The sequence below is a fragment of the Sporosarcina sp. Marseille-Q4943 genome, from assembly GCF_943736995.1.
In the GTDB taxonomy this organism is placed as follows: Bacteria; Bacillota; Bacilli; order Bacillales_A; family Planococcaceae; genus Sporosarcina.
In genome coordinates this window covers 217,496-237,380 of the sequence record NZ_OX031157.1, presented here as the reverse complement: position 1 = coordinate 237,380, position 19,885 = coordinate 217,496, and the positions used below count along the sequence as shown (strand labels likewise).

Genomic DNA, 19,885 nt, shown 5'->3' with positions numbered 1-19,885 from the left:
ATTTGACTGCACAGAGCCGCTTAGGAGCTGTGCAGTTTCTTTTTTTATGGACTACTTGTACAATAATGACAGAAGTGTAGTTGAAAGGGGACGTTGATGATGGAAGAGACTGTTAGGTTATTAGTGGTGGACGACGAGGATCGGATCCGTCGTCTTCTCAATATGTATTTATCCCGTGAAGGCTTCGAAATAGATGAGGCAGTAGATGGAGCAGAAGCGATAGAAAAGGCGCTCGCAAACCATTATGACTGCATTTTGCTTGATTTAATGATGCCGGAAAAAGACGGCCTTGAAGTATTGCAGGAGCTTCGCGATGAAAAGAAGATGACACCTGTCATCTTGCTGACGGCGAAAGGCGAGGAATCGGATCGTGTGGCTGGATTTGAAACAGGGGCAGATGATTATATCGTCAAGCCGTTCAGTCCACGTGAAGTTGTACTTCGTGTGAAGGCGATTTTGAGGAGATCTGTTACTTTCCCTGATGCCTCGGCAACGAACAGCTCAAAGGATCTTGTCGTATTCCCGCAATTGACGATCGATCATGACGCGCACCGGGTGACGGCCGAAGGGAAAGAAGTGAACTTGACGCCGAAGGAATACGAGTTGCTCTATTTCCTCGCAAAGTCGCCAGATAAAGTGTTCGACCGTGAACAGTTATTGAAGGAAGTGTGGCACTACGAATTTTTCGGAGATTTACGGACCGTCGATACCCATGTGAAGAGGCTGCGGGAAAAGCTGAGCCGTGTATCTGAAAGCGCAGCGAAAATGATCGTGACAGTTTGGGGTGTCGGTTATAAATTCGAGGTTCCGAATGAATAGAATATGGCATTCAATCGTCGGGAAGCTATGGGCAACCATATTGCTTCTCGTTTCCTTTGTCCTTTTTATGGTCACCGTCCTTCTCCTAGAGTTCCTTGATAATTTCCATACGAATCAGGCAGAAGATTCTCTTCGGAGGGAAGCGACAACGATCGGTAAAATAGTTCTCGATCATGAAAACGATACCGCCATGCGACTCATCATCCAAGATATATTGGACAACGAGACGAATGCGATGATCATTGATTCCGAAAAAAGGGTCTATTATTCATTTCATAGTGGATTGAATCAGGAAAAGATAGAGCAGAAAATCCTCTCGGAATCGAAGTTTTTCTCAAATATACAAATTAATGAAAAAGTCGTGAAGGAGATGATTCTCCCATCTCTTACGGAAGAAAACGTCATGGAACAATATCTTGTTCTCATGTATCCATATGGTGAGGTGGATGGAACCATCCATTCCATCGTCATGTATCAAAGCCTGGATGCCGTCCACCGTACGACAAAGAGGACGACGCATATCGTTTTCTTATCCGCATTCATCGCTTTCATTTTGACGACTATATTTGCCTTCTTCCTTTCCACGAAAATCACCTCGCCATTACGAGGGATGAAGCAAGCTGCTTTTGAATTATCGAAAGGGAATTTTGAAACGCGTCTCCCGGTCATGCAAAATGATGAAATCGGTCAATTGGCGACCGCTTTCAACCAAATGGGCAGGCAGTTGAAATACCAAATGGAACTGATCAAGCAGGAAAAAGAACAATTATCAAGCATCCTCACTTCAATGACAGATGCGGTCATTACATTTAATCGGGATTATTCCATACTTGTGAGGAACCCTCAAGCAGAACGGCTATTGCAGAAGTGGTATTTTGCAAACGGGGCAGATGAGAAAGTGTTGCCGAAGGAAATATTCCATATGCTTGAACACGCCATTACATTTGCAGAGGAAGTTGAGGATGAGCTCGACATCGGCGGCCAGTTTTACGGCATCTCCATCAGTCCGTTATACAGTGAAAATAGCATTCGCGGAGCGGTGGCTGTGTTACGTGATATGACAGACCAGCATAAGCTGGATAAGTTGAGATCCGATTTTATAGCAAATGTATCCCACGAGTTAAGAACGCCAATTTCCTTATTGCAAGGGTATAGTGAAGCGATAATCGACGATGTGGTGACGAGTGAAGAGGAACGCAATGAAATGGTCCAGATCATCCACGATGAATCGAAACGGATGAGCCGTCTCGTAACTGATCTGCTCGACCTTGCCCGAATGGAATCTGGCCATATGCGGTTATATAAACTAAATTTCCCACTTATTCCGTTTTTGGATAGAGTTCAAAACAAATTCATGCAAATCGCCCGTGATTCAAACGTGATGCTCTCATTGGATGTTGACGATAAAGAACAAGGGATTGTCGTTTTCGCTGATGATGATCGTTTGGAGCAAGTATTTACAAACTTGATTGATAATGCAATCCGTCATACTCCGGATGGAGGAAAAGTGACAGTCGGTGTCGAAAGAAAAGGGGATATGGTTGAAATTTCCGTTGCCGATACAGGAAGCGGCATACCAAAAGAAGATCTGCCTTTCATCTTCGAACGTTTCTATAAAGCTGACAAAGCGCGGACACGAGGGAAAGGCGGCACCGGATTGGGCCTTGCAATCGCGAAGAACATAATCGACTCGCATGGTGGCCGTATTACAGCGGAACTTGGTGACACATCGGGCACGATCTTCAAATGCGTTTTGCCGATCGGTCCAGAAGATGAGAACATCGACTCGCTCTGAAAAGTAATGGACGAAAAGCACGGCAGGATGAAACTTTTCATCTTGAATTACGACTAATGTAATGAACGGGGGGATTTAGTGGATGACTCCGTTTTCCACAAGCTATACGAGCAATATCATCAGGATGTCTTCAATTTTCTCATCTATTTGACAGGAGATCGACATTCTTCCGAGGATCTTATGCATGAAGTGTATGTCAGGGTATTGAAAGCCTATGCTGGTTTTGAAGGGAAGAGCTCTGAAAAGACTTGGCTCTTTTCCATAGCGAAAAATGTCGCCATCGACCACTTCAGAAAGAAGAATGTACGTCAAAAACATCAATTCGATAAATTTGACTGGGAGCAGAGCGAATTGCCCTCGACAGGCAGCACCCCTGAAGAAATTGCATCGTTGAATGAAGAGATGAGACAATTGCTGCGAGTTTTGGATACGTGCACGGGTGACCAAAAGATGGTGATCGTTTTACGATATTTCCAGGAGCTATCGATAGCGGAAACCGCCGATACCCTCGGCTGGACCGAAGGAAAGGTAAAGACGACCCAACATAGGGCAATCAAAGCATTACAAAAGAAATTGAATGCTCTTTCGGCAGAGGGGGGAAGATGAATGACAAACAATCAATGGGATGACAACAAGCTTGAGAACCTTCTTCATTCCATGCCGAAAATTGAAGACAATCGTACGAAGGAACAGATTTTGGACCGACTTAAGCAAGACCAACGACTGAAAAAACGACGTCGGATAAACCCGAGGAAATGGATGCCTGTCATTGTTGCCGCGGCCGCGCTGCTTCTACTCGGCCTCATTGTCCCCTCGATGCTCAACAGTCATGATGGGGCAATGGAAAAGTCAGGAGCTCCTCGCTCACTTCAAGAAGATCGGGCTTTTGACGCTAAGACAGAAAAGACAGAGGAAGCTGAGACATTTGATGCATCCGCGACAAAGGAGTCAACAGCGATAATATTCGCGGCAGTTGACAGCCATGTGCTGCTTGCTGATGAGGTAGTTGATTACATCCCTCTACAAGTCGGCTTGGTGGAATCGGCAAATGTCATTCCAATCACATTCCTCATTCCTGACTCGAGGGTTCAAGCCGATTTTCCCGCAGGAAATCCGACGAGTGTTGAGCTTTATAATAAATACGCAGAGGAAATTCCTGAAGAGGAGCTCGGTTTCGAAGATTACCACCCGTATAAAGGGACTTTATATGAGGAAAATGGCATTCTTCGCCATCAGATCCCTGCTGAGCATAAATATGATTTATCTTCAGCCGCGAATGAAGTTTATTATAATTCAATGCGTGACACTTTTTCCGAATTTGAAAAATTGCTGCTCGTCGATGAAAAGGGGAATCAGACCTCCTTTGAAAGTATCGGGAAATCCGATGCCGAGGAATGGAAAAAAACGTTCCCTTATTATAAATATACGATGCCTTCAGGAAAGGTTTATCTAGCTCCTTATGCGCCTGCAGCAGCTGTAGATACAGTAGATGCGGGGCTCATGGAGATGAAGAATGTCAATGGAAATATTGTAGCCTCACTGATTCCAGAAAATGTGGACTACGATGTTAGTCTGGAAGATGACATTGCTGTAATTACGTTTAAAGAGCAATTGGATGTCAATGCATTTGAGCAGAATGTAATCAACCAGATGATAGAAGGGTTCATGCTGACAGCGAGAAGCTATGGCAAACAAGTACGTTTAGAAAACGTAGTTCAAGAGAGCTTTGATAACTATGATCTTTCAACTGCATTGCCGATGCCAATCGGCAGCAACCCTACATTGTTCACTCAATAATCACACAAGAAAGCATTTTGTAAACAGGGGAGTTTACAAAATGCTTTTTTCTCGTTACAATAGAGTTGTAACATAATATTGATTCATCTTCGGGGCAGGGTGCAATTCCCGACCGGCGGTAATGGAAGTTGACTTCCTAGCCCGCGAGCTTAACGGCTGATTCCGGTGTGATTCCGGAGCCGACAGTACAGTCTGGATGGGAGAAGGTGAAGGTGCAGCCGTCTTTTTGTGATGTCCACAAAAAGGGTGCTTATTTGAGTATGGGAAACAATAATGGAAATCTCCCTTTATTGCAGACCCTTATTTGATGATGCCTTTTAAACTCTCCCTAAAGCGTATTTGCTTTAGGGATTTTTTATTGGACAACAAAAAACGGTCAGACCTTTCCTCTTTTGAAGTGAATCGCAAAAGGAGAGAGGGTTAACATGAACAACAAGAAATTGCGTAGGATGATTCTTATCGCGATACTGGGAAGCATTTCAACGGTATTAATGCAGTTGAACTTCCCATTGCCAGCTCTGCCGGCATTCCTGAAAATCGACTTCAGTGAAATCCCGGCTGTGTTAGCGATCATGACGATGGGGCCAATCGCAGGAATCGGTGTAGAACTGCTTAAAAATGTGTTGCATTGGTTCTTATCGGGGAGTCCGACAGGCGTACCGGTAGGAGAGATTGCAAACTTTGCAACAGGCGTCCTTTTCATCATGCCAATCTATTTGATCTTTAAGAAAGTACAGAACACGAAAGGCCTGACAGCCGGTCTGATTGCCGGTACGGCATCCATGGCTATCGGAATGAGCTTGTTGAACTATCTCGTGTTCCTGCCGATGTATGTATACTTTATGAATATGCCTGCTTACACAGGCGAAGCTTTATTCAACGTGATTGTTTTAGGGATTCTCCCTTTCAATCTGATAAAAGGCATCATGCTAATGGTCATTTCGCTGCTGTTGTATAAGAGCATGAGCAAATGGATCGACCAACAAAAACGTCAATTGACAATGTAATAAATAAATATAGAATATGCGAGTATGTGAACAGTTTATTGTTCCCATACTCGTTTTTTTATTGAAATCGGTTGATTTCTATGTATTATCGACAGATTGCTTGAATAAACGTTGCAACTTTTTGTGAAATGAAACGTATTACTAATAATCGGAAAATTATTAAAGGTGCCGTAATGTAGCAATCGGGCACAGGTCGGACTGCGCTTCAACGGGCCATTTAGCAGCGTAACACTTTAACGTAAGGAGGGGTTGGATGTTAAATCGAATCATTCAACAATTCAAATTGAATGTATTGTCAATTAATGAAGTTGAAGATTCCCATAGTTCAACAGTTTATAAATGCAATTTGCTTAATGGGGAAAACATCTTCTTGAAAATACCTTACACAAAATTAAAGTGTCAACGAGAATTGGAAGCCTATGACATCTTAAAAGACAGAGTTTCCATTCCTAAAATGTTGGATTATTGGTCTGGTGATGACGAGTGTCCTGGAGCGTTCTTATTATCTGAATTAAAAGGACAACCGATAACAAATAAGGATTTATCCACAGTAGCGTTTCAAGTTGGAGTCCTACACGCCTCTATGCATCACATTCAGCCACCTACTACAACACAGTTAACTGGCATACAAAATGAGTTTCCGGACTGGTCTAATTTTGTGGAACGACAATTTTATAGTTTTGCTGAAGATGTAAAGGAAGTTTTGAACGAAAGTTTATACAGTCAGGCCATTGAAAAGTTCGAACATATGAAACTACAGCTCCCCCCTCCAGATGGCCCGAGCTTTATACATATGGATTTTCGCCCAGCAAATATAATTGTTGATGAAGATAAGGTGTCAGGCATGATCGATTTTGAAAGTGTACGATTTGGCTCCACAGAAATCGATTTCACCAAACTGTATCGTGATTTTTTAAGCTTCGATTTCAGATTATATCAGTCCTATCAAGAAGGCTATAATACGATAAGACCATTAATTGATTTAGAGGTTGTGTTGCCTTTTTATCAATTCACAGATGCGTTTAATAGTATAGGCTGGTGTAAACGCCGTGGAATTGAAAAGAACGCTTCATTTTTGGAGAAGAATCTTTTCATCCTAAAAAAAGTGTTACCATAAGACACTCAAAAAGGAGTGGAGAGATGTTTTTCTTAACACACGAACGACAGGAATTATTCAACGCAGCAAATATATATCCATTTGAAGAAGGCTTGGATGTTATAGGGCTGCTATGAACTTGGAATTTTTTTTAAGGAAAGGGATGCGGTCGTGCTCATGCTAACGAAAAAAGTATTAATAAAATTATCGCCGATTATTGTTATAATTTCTCTCTTGGTCGGGTGTACAATTAATCAAACGAATCTTAAAAAAGTAAAAGGCGATAACCCAACGTTTAGTGAGTATTTTCATACTTATGATGGGCTGAAGGATAGGAAAAACATTAAATTCTACAAACCACTTTCAATGAATGAAGTGTCGTCGTCTTCCTTACCCGATGAAATGAAAAAAGTCATACATCCAGTCGATCTGAATAGGTTGCCCTTTGAGGTTAATGAAGAGAAAGTCTATTTTGTCACTTCAACTAGCAAAGAAGGAAAAGAGATAAGCCAAGTCCAAGTCAATTATCTTGGTAAAAACGAGTATGGCAACACAGATAATTTTTTTGTCATTTCAATAACAGAAAGCGATCGAAATCCGCTGGAAGGTCATGACATTTCGGACGAAGTAGATTCTGTGGGGAATAAGTTAAAGAAGGAACGCCTGACGGATAACTTGCCGATCTACCAGCAAGTCCTCACAACAAATAGTGCATTGCTTTATAGATATTACGATTATAATGAAGCAGATAACAAGATAATATCCGTTGGTACTGCTGCAAATGAATTTTACGCTTATTACAATGGATACATTTATCACGTCGGCTATCTAATTGACAGACAAAAAAATGATGAAGACATGCAAGAGAAGATGTTGCAGCTTACTCGGGAATATATTTTAGGAATTTCATCTTAACCGTTTCAACTCGATTATCCGGAATTGTTTAAATTAAAGCAAAAGCAAAGCGTTGAGAGCACGTCTTTGCCCTTGCCGTAACGAAGAACGGCTTTTGCGACCAAAAGCGAAGCGTTGGGAGCACATCTTTGCCCTTGCCGTAACGAAGAACGGCTTTTGCGAGCACCCGCCCTGCCGGAAATCCGTTATAAAAAAACCAAGAGGCTGTCCGGAACGATTTATTCCGGGCAGCCTCTTGGTTGTTGTGACTCAATCTTCATATTTTAACGGATCGCCATCGAACGGTGCGTCTGCGACTTTGATTGAATCTGTCGGGCAACCGTCAAAAGCGTCTTCCATGTCTTCCAATAGTTCTTCTGGAACTTCTGTAACACCCGTGTTATCATCAAGGATAACGTAGGCAATCCCCTCATCGTCATAATCGTAGATGTCAGGTGCAGCAGCGCCGCAAGCTCCGCATGCAATACATGTGTCTTGGTCAACGATGGTGTATTTTTTAGTAGACATTGACGTTCTCTCCTCTTCTCTCCGCACTATCTATTTAGTTCCCTTCTCATTCTAAAGCTGTTTTCATTTGTTTTCAACAATAAAACATTTATTTTAAGGGGGGCCAGCCATGAATTTGTCATCAATTCTACTATTTCTTATTGGTAAAATGAACGGACAGCGGACCTTGAATGCCGGTCTTCATCTATTGCGCGGCAAAAAATCAGGACAGACATTGCAAGACGTAGAATATTTCAATGTCAAACCATTTTTCGGAATTTTACCGAAACTGGAAGAAGGGACTTACGTTGAAGCTGCCGATAAGTTGTTGAGCTCAGGACTGATTGTCCAAAATGATAAGTTTGTGCAACTGACAGAGGAAGGGAAGGACAAAGTGGAAAGGTTGCCTGAATTCCATTTTAAAGGCTGGGATTATAGAGGCCGTGAATTGATGTTTTTCAAAAGACTTTCGTTGCTCGTCCAGACGCTCTCCTATATGCGCGCAGGGGAAGCTTCATTTACTCCGATACAAAGGGAGCGGGAAATTCAGCTTTTCGTGAGGCGACTTCTAGAAGGGCAGCCGATCACCGACCCTGTTTTTGCAAAACAGATCGGCGACGAGTTGAAATTGTCGCTACTGAAAAGTGGAATGAGCGATATTCAGAAAACCATTTTTGCATGCAGGTTGACCGGAAGATCCGAAACGGCAAAGACGTGGGATCAGTTAGCTATGGACATGAACGCATCTACTGAAGCCCTTCGTCTATTATTCATTGAAAGCTTACATAGGCTATTACCTGTCATAGAAGGAAAGGATGATTATCCTTTCCTGAATAAAATTGCTTACGACATAAAGGTCCATTCCTATTTGACTGATTCGGCAATGCATACGAAAAGACTCTTTGACCAAGGCCACTCATTGGAGAACATAGCAGCGATACGAAAACTGAAGATGAGCACGATTGAAGACCATGTCATTGAGATGGCGATGAATGATAACCGCTTCCCGGTCACTCATTTCGTATCAGAGGAACAGATCCAGGCGGTCTTATCGAAATCGAAAGAGATGGGAACGAAGAGGCTGAAATTATTGAAAAATGAATTTGAAGCACTTTCCTATTTCGAGCTTCGACTCATCATGACTGCTTGTAAGGAAGTGAATAACTAATGGACTTAAAAAAGATTTTGCAAGACCGATTCGGATATGAAAACTTTAGGCCAGGACAGGAAGAAGTGGTTCGTCACGTTTTGAACGGACAAGATACAATTGCCATTTTACCAACAGGGATGGGGAAATCCCTTTGCTATCAGCTGCCTGGAACGATTATGCAAGGCTCTGTCATCATTATTTCCCCACTCGTTTCTTTGATGGAAGATCAGGCGATGCGAATGAGACAGAACGGCGAAAAGCGGGTCATCGCATTAAATTCTTTTTTGCCGTATACCGAGCGACAAAGAAGCATTGGACAGCTCCCACACTTTAAATTCATTTACGTTTCCCCAGAAATGCTCACCCAAGACTCATTTAGCCGTCAGCTGGAACGACTGCAGATTTCATTAGTTGTTGTGGATGAAGCACATTGTATTTCACAATGGGGATTTGATTTCCGTCCGGACTATTTGCGGATCGGTGAGTTCTTGAATAAGATGGATCGTCCTCCCGTCCTCGCATTGACGGCCACAGCGAATGAAAAAGTGTTACACGATATTCAGCAATATCTTCGAATGGAGAAGCCAATTGTTCAACGTCATTCATTGGATCGGCCGAATATTTCTTATTCAATCATGGAAGTGCATTCCACTTTTGAAAAAACGGCATGGATTAAAGAAAGGGTCACGCAAACGACTGGCCCGGGAATCATTTATGCATCTTCGAGAAAACGAGCTGACGAATTGGCTATGGTGCTTCAATTAGAAGGTATCTCCGTACAGTCGTACCATGCTGGGAAGGAACAGGAGGACCGTTCCATCATCCAGGAACAGTTCCTGAACGGCGATCTTGAATGGATATGTGCAACAAATGCGTTCGGAATGGGTGTTCATAAAGATGACATACGGCAAGTCATCCATGACCATATGCCCCCGACGGTTGCCGCGTATATACAAGAAGTCGGGAGGGCGGGTAGAGACGGAGGTCCGGCTGCCGCCACGCTGCTCTATATGCCGACTGATGAGCAGACGACGAACTTTATCATCCAATCGGATATGCCTGACGAAGGCGAGATCCGTCATTACGTTAAGATGATCTCTGACGGCCATTCAGCCGAAAAGGCTGGGGAGCTTGCTAGTTTGACAGAGACAGGCAAACGGGTAATTGATTATTATCTAGAGCGTTATTCGTTGGACGAACTCTTACTCCAACTACAGGGGCTATCGAACGAAAAGCAGGAACAGCTCCAACAAATGATCCATCTTGTCACAAGCGGGGCGTGCATCCGACAAAGTGCGCTGAAGTATTTTGGCGAAACGTGTAGGAGAAAGCCGGACGATTGTTGCTCGAACTGTGGTCTTGGACCGATTAAGTGGCTTAAGGAAAAAGTAATGAAGGAGAGTACGAAAGAAAGAGTCAGTTGGGATGATAGAATTACCATTCTACTTGGATAACAGGTCTGATGTCCGTTTACTTTTGCGACAATATTCGTCATAATATAAAGAAGAGCACCACTGAATAGGAGAATATGTCGATGAAAAATAATGATTACAAAGTTGAATTTGAAGAGCATCGCAGAGAGATCATGGTTGATCGCAATGAAGATGCGATTTTGCCTTCGCGTGCAGAGCGCCATGGCAGACGTCGCAAACAGAAGAAAACATCCAGCTATACGACGATCAATGTAATACTAGGCATTTTTACATTCATTCCGATCTTGATTTTTGTCTATGTCATTTATAATTTCTACTTTGGTTCAGATAGCGGATCCGCTAAGGTCGATAGTTTAGAAACTCCTGTAGAGTATGGAACGAATACTTCACCTGGTACAAGTGATAATCCTGACTCAATCATCATCGATTCGGATAAAGAAAAAGAGGATGAAGAGCAGGTGAATGGGGATGCTGAAAAGGGAACTGCCAATCAGTCGAAAGACGAATCTAAAAAAACGCCGGTGAATGTCACCCCTCCGGCCGTTGAAAAAAAGGAAACTCCGAAAGTGACGGAAGCGCCGAAGCAGACTGAAACTCCGAAAGTGGAAGAGAAACCAAAAGCTGAAACCAAAACTGAACAAAACACGAAAGCTAGAACGCATATTGTCGCGGCCAATGAAACGCTTTACCGAATTTCCGTAAATTATTACGGGTCAGACGCGGGAATCGCAAAGATAAAAAAAGCAAACGGTCTTTCATCCAATGATATAATGGCAGGACAAAAGTTAATCATCCCCTGAATGAATCTAAGAAATTGGTAGAAAAGGCAAAGTCGTTCTTTGCCTTTTTCTCATCCCGCATTCATTGACCGTCACATATCCACTTCAAATAAGAAGCAAGTAATCAAAAAAGCAGCTTTTTTGCTCAGTATTAGTGGGGTCCAAAGGTCTCGCTGGTTGAAGTTTCACTTTATGGGAGTTGTAATATGAAAATTGTGTTTACTGGTTTAGCATTCGTTTCCGGGATGTTTGGAAGCATTTTTGCATATATGTTCTTTTATGCAAAACGGAAAAATGTCGTCCACCATTCCTTTTCTGTTCGGAAAGATGGTAAGGACGGGAAGGAGTTGTCCGTTTTTTTCATTTCGGACATTCATCGGAGACGAATAGATGGACAATTATTGAGGAAAGTAAAATCTTTCGGACCGATTGACATCGTTATTATTGGCGGAGATCTTGCCGAAGGCGGTGTTCCGCTTTCACGTGTAGACAGGAATGTGAAAAGTCTATCGAAGCTCGCTCCCTTATTTTTTATATGGGGTAATAACGACAGAGAAATCGGTGAAGACGCTATCCGGAATATCATTGCAAAACATCAAGGTATCATCTTAGAGAATACGGATGCGATTATTGAAGGCCATCCGATGTGGGGTATTTGCGGCACTGACGATCCTTCTAGTGGAAATGTCGATGTCCAGGCCGCCTTAAAAAATGAGGGAAATTATTCTTATTTGATTGTTGCAACCCATACCCCATCGTTATTCCGGAAAGTGGAAACGATTTGCACGCCGGAATTGATGGTTGCCGGACATATGCATGGGGGGCAAATCAGATTCGGGAAGTTTGCATTGCATCCGTTAGGACGGTTCGCCGAGGTCGACGGAAAAGCGAGATTGATCAGCAATGGATATGGCACTTCGGTTGTCCCGCTTCGATTTGGGGCAGCTCCTGAAAGCCATGTTATTACGATAAAGTATTGAACGACAAAGATAGTTGCGTACATTGTAAGGAGAATGATGAAATTGATTTACAAAGATGCAATTGTAATCGGCGGGGGCCCATGTGGTCTCTCCGCCGCCATTGAATTGAAGAATATCGGGTTGGATGTGTTGATAATCGAGAAAGAAAATATCGTCAACTCAATTTACCGCTATCCGACACACCAAACCTTCTTCAGTTCAAGCATTAAGCTGTCCATCGGGGATATTCCCTTTATTACGGCGAAGGAAAAACCGAAACGGAATGATGCACTCGTCTATTACCGAAAAGTCGCTGAGCTGAAGGAGCTTTCGATAAACAGCTTTGAAACGGTCGAAAAAGTGGAGAAAGCGGATGGGTGTTTTACAGTGCAGAGCGATCTTGCAAGCTATAAAGCAAAGTATGTCATCGTTGCGACTGGATATTACGATAACCCGAATGCATTGGATGTACCCGGCGCTTCATTGCCGAATGTTTTCCACTACTTCAAGGAGGCCCATCCGTATTACGGTCGGAAAGTTGTCGTTATCGGAGGTAAAAACTCAGCGGTAGATGCTGCTATTGAATTGGCACGTGCCGGCGCAAATGTAACTGTCATTTATAGGGGTGCTGATTACTCTCCTAGCGTAAAGCCGTGGATTCTTCCTGGCTTTGATAGCATGGTCCGGAGTGGAGAGATCGACATGCATTTCAACTCACATGTCGTTGAAATTACGTCTACTTCCGTAACTTTTGAGAAAGACGGAACGAGGCAGACTATTGAAACTGACACTGTGTTCGCAATGATCGGTTATCACCCAAACCATGAATTTCTGAAAAGCATGGGTATTACGATTGACGACGAGAGCGGTCGGCCATTCTTCGATGAAACGACGATGGAATCCAATGTAAAAGGGCTGTATATAGCGGGTGTCATCGCGGCAGGAAATAATTCCAATGAGATATTCATAGAGAATGGACGTTGGCATGGGGAAATGATTGCCAAGCATATTCAAATGACTTCCAAAGTTCGAAAATGATGGCAGCGTGATATAATGGCAGGGAGGGGGCCGCGCGGGTTTGATCATATTGCTTACAGTAGCGATTGCGCCAGGCTTGGCGCTGTTTAGCTATTTTTATCTGAGGAAACAGATTGCAAAAGAACCATCACGCACACTATTTCATACATTTATTTATGGAGCGATGATGACCTTTCCTATCATGTTCATACAACACGTCTTTGAAGAGGAAAACATTATCCCGAATGATTTTTTTCGAAATGCGATCTTTTCAAGTTGGATTGAAGAGTTTTTCAAATGGCTCATCTTGTTGATTGCAATATTTAAGCATGTCGAATTCGAAGATGCTTATGACGGTATTCTCTATGGTGCAAGTGTGTCACTCGGTTTTGCAACTGTGGAAAATATACTTTATCTTTTTATCTTCGGGTTGGACACAGCCTTCCTAAGGGCTCTTTTGCCTGTATCTAGCCACGCGCTATTCGGTGTCGTCATGGGGTATTACTTAGGAAGAGCGAAATTTACTACTGTGTCCAATCGTAAAGGCATGCTTTTCTTCGCATTCTTCGCGCCATTCATCCTCCATCTCATCTACAATGGAATTTTAGGTGTGAGTGACCTGTCATTATATTTAATCATCCCATTCATGCTCTATTTATGGTGGTTCGGATTAACACGTGTCAAACATGCCCATACTTTTGCTATGCAACAATTCAGGAGCAAAGTCCAAAATGGGCACGAAGTGAATTAAGAAACGAGAAGAATACTAGTATTCAAAAATGTAAGCATTGATCTGGCCGACGAGCCGGATCTTTTTTTATGTCTTAAGGATAATAAAAAGATTTTGTTTGGACAAACTGAAAGAAAGGAGGGTTTGAAATTGAAGAAATTTTTAATAAGAATAGTGGCAATTGCGTTATTGCTTGGATCGGCGTATGCAACTTCCCCAGTTACAATTGATGCTTTCAGTGGCCGCGATCTTGCTAGAGGGGCAACAGGGGATGATGTAATCGAACTACAGGCGAGACTTCAATACATCGGGTTCTATAACGGGAAAATTGACGGGAAATTCGGTTATGGAACCTATTGGGCGTTACGTTCATTTCAAGAGAAGTATGGTCTGCCGGTAGATGGCATTGCCGGGTCGAAGACGAAAAAGAAACTGACTGCCGCTTCCTCTTATGATGAAAAATTCGTCATGGACAATCTGAAGAAAGGGAATCAGTTCACCCACTATGGAAGTACTCCACTTTCAGCACAAGTCAAGAAAGGGGGAGGCGCAAAGGAGAACGCGCATTTACCTTCCAAGTACTCAGAACAAGATTTGAAGCTCATGGCCAATGCCGTTTATGGGGAAGCGAGGGGGGAGCCTTATGAAGGCCAGGTGGCGGTTGCAGCCGTTATTTTGAATCGGGTCGAACACCCCGATTTCCCTGATACAGTGAGTGGTGTTATCTTCCAACCTTTAGCTTTCACCGCGGTAGCCGACGGACAGATTTGGCTGGAGCCGAATGAACGTGCGAAAGAAGCGGTGCTTGATGCGTTGAATGGCTGGGATCCTTCTGAAAACGCCATTTATTATTTCAATCCGATCACCGCGACGAGTAAATGGATTTGGTCACGACCACAAATCAAGAAGATCGGCTTGCATATCTTTTGCCATTGATGGCTATGTGAAAGGTGGATTGAAAATAGCTCTATAAGGAAGGGTTGTTTACGTTGACTATGAAAAAAATGATATTCGTACTTGCCTATGCACTTGTCGTCGTTTCTGTTTTCGCTTATACGAAAACATCAGAAAATGAAAAACTGGCCATAGCATTGAGCAACCAATATGCAAATCAAATGGCCGAAGCTTCGGAAAAACTTGATGAACTTAATTCCGTCGTAAAACAAACACTTCTATTCAATAATTCCGAGGAATCGAAAAAGGCTAGGGAAGATATTTGGAGATTATCTTCAGATATAAAGAGTTCCGTCGCGTCATTGCCTCTCGATGCAAGCGTTTCAACTTCTTGGATAAATTATCTTGGGAGAATAGGCAATTATGCAAAAGAGGCAGATCGGTTATCAAATCCTGACGAGTATCACAAAGTGATGTCACAAGCATCGAAAAATCTCGGCGCAATGCAAGATGAATGGATGGTGGCAACGGCAGGTATCTTCGATAGGCAATATTCGTTGGATGAATGGACGCAACGATTGGATGCATCAAATCCCAATGTCGCTTGGTCCAATATGGGCACCTCCGTAAAGCAATATACAGAAGCGGACTTCCCGCTCACTGCAAGTGAGTCTGACGCCATGAAAAAGAAGGAATTAAAAAACATCGACGATGCTAAAGTGACACAGGCGGAAGCGGTAGACCGTTTCAAAACGTTGTTTCCGCAAGTTTCCAATGATGTAATCGGCGTTGAAAGAAGCAAGCCTGGCTCCCCTTATCCGTTTTATCACATACGATTCTCTGATGGGGAATCCATTGGTTACATTGACATTACCGAAAAAGGCGGCCATGTGCTTTCTTATCTATCTGAAAGGCCATTTGGCAAGACAGCCCTTCCATTTGAAGATATTAAAAGGACTGCGGAAGAATTCTTGAAGGCTGCCGGATATAAAGATGTCGTTTATGAAGAGTCTAGAGAGAATAACACTTCTTGGAATTTTGTATTTGTAAGGGAAGAGCCGTTTTACGGTGCGAAAGTATTTTCAGACGTCATCCACTTGAAGCTCGCCAAGGATACAGGTGATATTATCGGATTGAACGCTGCGGAATACATTCGGAAAGAAAAACTCCATAGACAATCGATCAAAAAAATGGATTGGAATGAATTCTTCCATAAAGATGTACGCATAGTAGAGAATGAACTTGCTTATGTGGAAAACGATAGGTTGGAACAAAGACTTGCGCACTACTTAAAGGTGACGCGCGACGAGAACGGACATACCGGAACGTATAATGTGATCGTGGATACCGAAACATCTGAAGTGATCAAAACGGAAAAACTCGAATGATTCGGGGTGTAGTTCAAACGTACTGAAATTCTATATTGGAATTTATGCCTACCCATGACATAATGGACATATCTAGTAAAGGTAGGTGTATTACAATGCGTCTTTCTATTGGAACGACTCTAACAATCGATAAGGACTTCACCGAAACCGGCGATAAGTATAAAAGTAAAGTTGTCGACTACGGGGAAGGCTTTGTAATGATTGATTATCCGACACATCTTGAGTCGGGAAAAACTGCCTTCTTCATGGATGGAACGCAGTTGCTAATTTCATTCGTTGAGAATAAAATGTCCTATGCATTCCGAGCAGAAGTGATAGGCAGAATGAATAATGGAATTCCAATGTTGAAATTGACTTATCCCGGCGACGAACAATTAGTCAAAATTCAAAGGCGCGAGTTCGTCAGGGTGGAGACTGCCATCGATGTCGCTATTAATTCCGGCGGTATCTTTTATCAATACGTTGCAGAAGATATTAGTGCAGGCGGAATAGCGGTCAACATCGGACAGGAAAATTCGTTCGAAGGGTCGGAAAATGTTGAGTTGACTATTGCACTTCCCTTTGTCAATGATGATATCAAGTACATCCGGACGAATGCAAAAGCGGTACGGATTTGGGAAAAAGATGACCGGCGGATCGCTTCTATGCAATTTTCCAATATGGATATGACGGATAGACAGAACATCATTCGTTTCTGCTTTGAAAGACAATTGCAGGCAAGGAATGCGAAGTAAGGCATTACTTAGGGGAAAGACCTGTTCGTTCAGGACTTTTCCCTTTTCTATTATAAAGCGGAAGGTGGCGTTCAGGTGTGACAGGCATAAGACGAAGATGCGGAGTGGCGTACCATGCTCGTAACGCTTCGCTTTTACTCGCAAAAGCCGTTCTTCGTGACGGCTTTCAAAGCAACTTAGACTTATGACCCGAGCACCTGCCACCTGAAGTTAGATTGATAAAAAGCTGAAGGTGGCGTCTAGGTGCGACAGGCATAAGGAGAAGATGCGAAGTGGCGTTCTTTGCCACGAAGCAGCTTAAACTTATGACCCGAGCACCTGCCACCTGAAGCTAGATTGTGATACAATGTTTTCGAATTGAATTCGGGGGTAGATGATATGTTAAAAGGAATTATTATTGCAATTGACGGGCCTGCAGCTGCAGGCAAAAGCACGATTGCAAAAAGGATTGCTCAGAAATTAGGTTACACCTACATCGATACAGGAGCTATGTATCGCGCTTTGACGCATAAAGCAATCCAGTCGAGCATAAATATGGATAGTGATCACGGCTTGGCGGAGTTGCTGGAGGAGACGGAAATTCTATTGATCCCCGAAAATGGAGGCCAAGCTGTATGGATAGATGGTGTCGATTGTTCGGACGAAATCAGATCTCGCGAGGTGACTGCAGCTGTCTCCAAAGTGGCTGCACATTCGACAGTCCGGGAAATGATGGTGGATAAGCAGAGGAAGCTTGCGAACGACTCAGGCGTCGTTATGGACGGGCGTGACATCGGGACGGAAGTTCTTCCGAATGCCGATTTAAAAATATTCATGACCGCTTCCGTTAACGAGAGGGCTGAAAGGCGTTTTCAGGAAAATGAAAAGCGAGGCATTCATTCATCGCTCAGCCAACTGAAAGAGGAAATCGAAAAGCGCGACCGCGCAGATAGTGAAAGGGAAGTCTCCCCTCTGAAGCAAGCGGAGGATGCTATACTCCTCGATACGACTTCCATGTCTATCGACGAAGTGGTCGACAAAGTAATCGAACTCGCGGAAATGAGGATGGAAAGATGAATTTATATCCTTTCGGAAAATTTCTCGTCAGTACGATATTTTATCCGCTTTACCGTGTAAAAGTCATAGGCACGGAAAATTTCCCTGTCGAAGGTGGAGTGCTTCTATGCACGAACCACATTGACAATCTCGATCCGCCTGTCGTTGGAATGACTTGCCCACGAACCGTTCACTTCATGGCGAAGGAGGAACTATTCAATGTTCCGATCCTGAAAACGATTCTTCCAAAAGTGAACGCCTTTCCTGTTAAACGGGGTATGAGCGATCGTGAAGCTTTCAGGAAGGCTTTGAAACTATTAAGGGGCGGCGAAGTCGTCGGCATGTTTCCGGAAGGGACAAGAAGCAAGACCGGTGAACTTGGAAAAGGGCTTGCGGGAGCGGGCTTCTTTGCGTTAAAAGGGGATGCGGATGTGATGCCGTGCGCTATCATCGGACCGTATAAGCCATTCCGCACGTTGAAGGTGGTCTACGGCAAACCAATCAAGATGGCTCCATACCGGGAAAACAAGGCGTCTGCTGAAGAAGTGACAGAAGTGATCATGAATGAAATCCGTAGCCTTTTGGAAGAGCATAAATAAATTGATAAGGGTAATTTTTTGTTTTTATGCATCGATTCGAATAATATAGAGATAGGATTCATTATGGAGGAGGACTACATATGACTGAAGAAATGAATTTGGATGAAATGAACGGATATAAAGAAGGCGACCGTGTCACTGGCAAAGTGACGAAGATCGAAGACAAATCCGTATTGGTCGAAATTACTGGAGCACCGTTTGATGGTGTCATCCCCATCAGTGAACTATCAAGTCTCCACATTGAAAAAGCATCCGATGCAGTACAAGTCGGAGATGAACTAGAGTTGATCATCACAAAAGTGGAAGATGAAAATTATGTCCTTTCCAAAAGGAAAGTCGATGCGGACAATGCTTGGGATTCCTTAGAAGAGAAATTCAATAACAAAGAAACGATCGAAACGGAAGTAAAGGATGTCGTAAAAGGCGGACTCGTAGTCGATCTCGGCGTTCGCGGTTTCATCCCGGCATCACTTGTTGAAGATCATTTCGTTGAATCTTTTGAAGACTATAAAGGGCGTACGATGGAATTCAAAATCGTTGAAATGGACAAGGAGAAAAATCGTCTTATCCTTTCTCATCGCGCCGTCCTTCAAGAGGAAAAAGCACATAAAAAAGAAGAGATCCTTGAAGAATTGAAAGAAGGGCAAGTGCTCGAAGGAACTGTCCAACGAATCGCTTCTTTCGGAGCTTTTGTCGATATCGGCGGTGTGGACGGCTTAGTGCATATTTCACAGCTTTCCCATGAGCATGTCGAAAAAGTTTCCGACGTGTTGAAAGAAGGAGAGAAAGTGAAAGTGAAAGTTCTTTCAGTCGACCGCGATTCGGAACGTATTTCATTATCAATCAAAGAGACACTGCCTGGACCGTGGGAAAACATTGAAGAAAGAGCGCCGAAAGGATCTGTCTTTGAAGGCACTGTAAAGCGCCTCGTATCCTACGGTGCATTCGTTGAAGTATTCCCGGGTGTAGAAGGGCTCGTCCACATTTCACGGATTTCCCACCAGCACATCGGAACGCCTCATGAAGTGCTCCAGGAAGGTCAAAAAGTCGATGTGAAAGTTGTCGACGTAAATGCGGAGGAAAAAAGACTATCCCTCAGCATCAAAGACCTTCTTGAGAAGGAAGAAACCGAATCATACGGTGATTATGAAATGAAAGAAGAAACGGGCTTCTCCTTAAGCGATGTCATCGGAGATCAACTGAAAAAGTTCACTGAGTAATTTTTGTCAAATTATCGAACAGAAGAATGAAT

Annotated in this window: 20 protein-coding genes and 1 riboswitch; of the genes, 19 read left to right on the top strand and 1 reads right to left on the bottom strand. The window is 43.2% G+C overall.

The annotated features are described in order from the left end of the window. Positions 1-99 precede the first annotated feature (99 nt). The 7 genes from NIT04_RS09990 (at position 100) to NIT04_RS09960 (ending at position 7,429) form a co-directional block, all read left to right on the top strand. Positions 100-819, top strand: coding sequence for a response regulator transcription factor (locus tag NIT04_RS09990; protein WP_252503470.1), 720 nt, complete (start codon positions 100-102; stop codon positions 817-819). After that, positions 812-2,614 carry an ATP-binding protein gene (locus tag NIT04_RS09985; protein ID WP_252503469.1) on the top strand — a complete coding sequence of 601 codons (1,803 nt, stop codon included), beginning with the start codon at positions 812-814 and terminating at the stop codon, positions 2,612-2,614. The genes NIT04_RS09990 and NIT04_RS09985 overlap by 8 nt, the downstream gene beginning before the upstream one ends. Positions 2,615-2,692: 78 nt before the next feature. Next, positions 2,693-3,220, top strand: coding sequence for an RNA polymerase sigma factor SigX (locus NIT04_RS09980; protein WP_252503468.1), 528 nt, complete (start codon positions 2,693-2,695; stop codon positions 3,218-3,220). Further along, positions 3,221-4,411, top strand: a complete 1,191-nt coding sequence (locus NIT04_RS09975; RefSeq protein WP_252503467.1) for a hypothetical protein — start codon at positions 3,221-3,223, stop codon at positions 4,409-4,411. 81 nt (positions 4,412-4,492) lie between these two features. Next, positions 4,493-4,623: riboswitch (FMN riboswitch) on the top strand. Positions 4,624-4,836: 213 nt separating this feature from the next. Next, positions 4,837-5,418, top strand: coding sequence for an ECF transporter S component (locus tag NIT04_RS09970; protein WP_252503466.1), 582 nt, complete (start codon positions 4,837-4,839; stop codon positions 5,416-5,418). A gap of 253 nt (positions 5,419-5,671) precedes the next feature. Next, on the top strand, positions 5,672-6,535 hold the full coding sequence (locus NIT04_RS09965; protein ID WP_252503465.1) for an aminoglycoside phosphotransferase family protein: 864 nt from the start codon (positions 5,672-5,674) through the stop codon (positions 6,533-6,535). 156 nt (positions 6,536-6,691) lie between these two features. Further along, the gene (locus NIT04_RS09960; protein WP_252503464.1) at positions 6,692-7,429 is read left to right on the top strand and encodes a hypothetical protein; all 738 of its coding nucleotides are present in this window, start codon (positions 6,692-6,694) and stop codon (positions 7,427-7,429) included. A 249-nt stretch (positions 7,430-7,678) separates the two neighbouring features. Here the strand turns inward: NIT04_RS09960 and NIT04_RS09955 are convergent, their stop codons facing one another. Then, a complete protein-coding gene (locus NIT04_RS09955) occupies positions 7,679-7,936 on the bottom strand; it encodes a ferredoxin (protein WP_252503463.1) in 258 nt (85 codons plus the stop codon). Positions 7,937-8,045: 109 nt separating this feature from the next. On the opposite strand from NIT04_RS09955, the gene NIT04_RS09950 reads away from it, so the two are divergent. The 12 genes from NIT04_RS09950 (at position 8,046) to rpsA (ending at position 19,853) form a co-directional block, all read left to right on the top strand. Further along, positions 8,046-9,083, top strand: coding sequence for a helix-turn-helix domain-containing protein (locus NIT04_RS09950; protein WP_252503462.1), 1,038 nt, complete (start codon positions 8,046-8,048; stop codon positions 9,081-9,083). After that, on the top strand, positions 9,083-10,519 hold the full coding sequence (locus NIT04_RS09945; RefSeq protein WP_252503461.1) for an ATP-dependent DNA helicase RecQ: 1,437 nt from the start codon (positions 9,083-9,085) through the stop codon (positions 10,517-10,519). Before NIT04_RS09950 ends, NIT04_RS09945 begins: the two co-directional genes overlap by 1 nt. A gap of 80 nt (positions 10,520-10,599) precedes the next feature. Then, entirely contained in the window at positions 10,600-11,298 is a 699-nt protein-coding gene (locus NIT04_RS09940; protein WP_252503460.1) for a LysM peptidoglycan-binding domain-containing protein, read from the top strand. 185 nt (positions 11,299-11,483) lie between these two features. After that, positions 11,484-12,257: a metallophosphoesterase gene (locus NIT04_RS09935; RefSeq protein ID WP_252503459.1), complete on the top strand. Its 774-nt coding sequence runs from the start codon at positions 11,484-11,486 to the stop codon at positions 12,255-12,257. Between the two features lie 42 nt (positions 12,258-12,299). Continuing rightward, on the top strand, positions 12,300-13,274 hold the full coding sequence (locus NIT04_RS09930; protein ID WP_371922533.1) for a YpdA family putative bacillithiol disulfide reductase: 975 nt from the start codon (positions 12,300-12,302) through the stop codon (positions 13,272-13,274). 40 nt (positions 13,275-13,314) lie between these two features. Then, positions 13,315-14,004: a glutamic-type intramembrane protease PrsW gene (prsW, locus tag NIT04_RS09925; RefSeq protein ID WP_252503456.1), complete on the top strand. Its 690-nt coding sequence runs from the start codon at positions 13,315-13,317 to the stop codon at positions 14,002-14,004. Positions 14,005-14,148: 144 nt separating this feature from the next. Continuing rightward, positions 14,149-14,919, top strand: a complete 771-nt coding sequence (gene sleB / locus NIT04_RS09920) for a spore cortex-lytic enzyme (RefSeq protein ID WP_252505069.1) — start codon at positions 14,149-14,151, stop codon at positions 14,917-14,919. 59 nt (positions 14,920-14,978) lie between these two features. Further along, positions 14,979-16,265 carry a PepSY1/2 domain-containing protein gene (locus NIT04_RS09915; protein ID WP_252505068.1) on the top strand — a complete coding sequence of 429 codons (1,287 nt, stop codon included), beginning with the start codon at positions 14,979-14,981 and terminating at the stop codon, positions 16,263-16,265. Between the two features lie 95 nt (positions 16,266-16,360). Next, complete coding sequence (locus tag NIT04_RS09910) at positions 16,361-16,999, top strand: flagellar brake protein (RefSeq protein WP_252503455.1); 639 nt, start codon at positions 16,361-16,363, stop codon at positions 16,997-16,999. 378 nt (positions 17,000-17,377) lie between these two features. After that, a complete protein-coding gene (cmk, locus tag NIT04_RS09905) occupies positions 17,378-18,055 on the top strand; it encodes a (d)CMP kinase (protein ID WP_252503454.1) in 678 nt (225 codons plus the stop codon). Continuing rightward, entirely contained in the window at positions 18,052-18,633 is a 582-nt protein-coding gene (locus NIT04_RS09900; protein WP_252503453.1) for a 1-acyl-sn-glycerol-3-phosphate acyltransferase, read from the top strand. Before cmk ends, NIT04_RS09900 begins: the two co-directional genes overlap by 4 nt. Before the next feature lie 80 nt (positions 18,634-18,713). Then, positions 18,714-19,853 carry a 30S ribosomal protein S1 gene (rpsA, locus tag NIT04_RS09895; protein WP_252503452.1) on the top strand — a complete coding sequence of 380 codons (1,140 nt, stop codon included), beginning with the start codon at positions 18,714-18,716 and terminating at the stop codon, positions 19,851-19,853. The last annotated feature ends 32 nt before the right edge of the window (positions 19,854-19,885 follow it).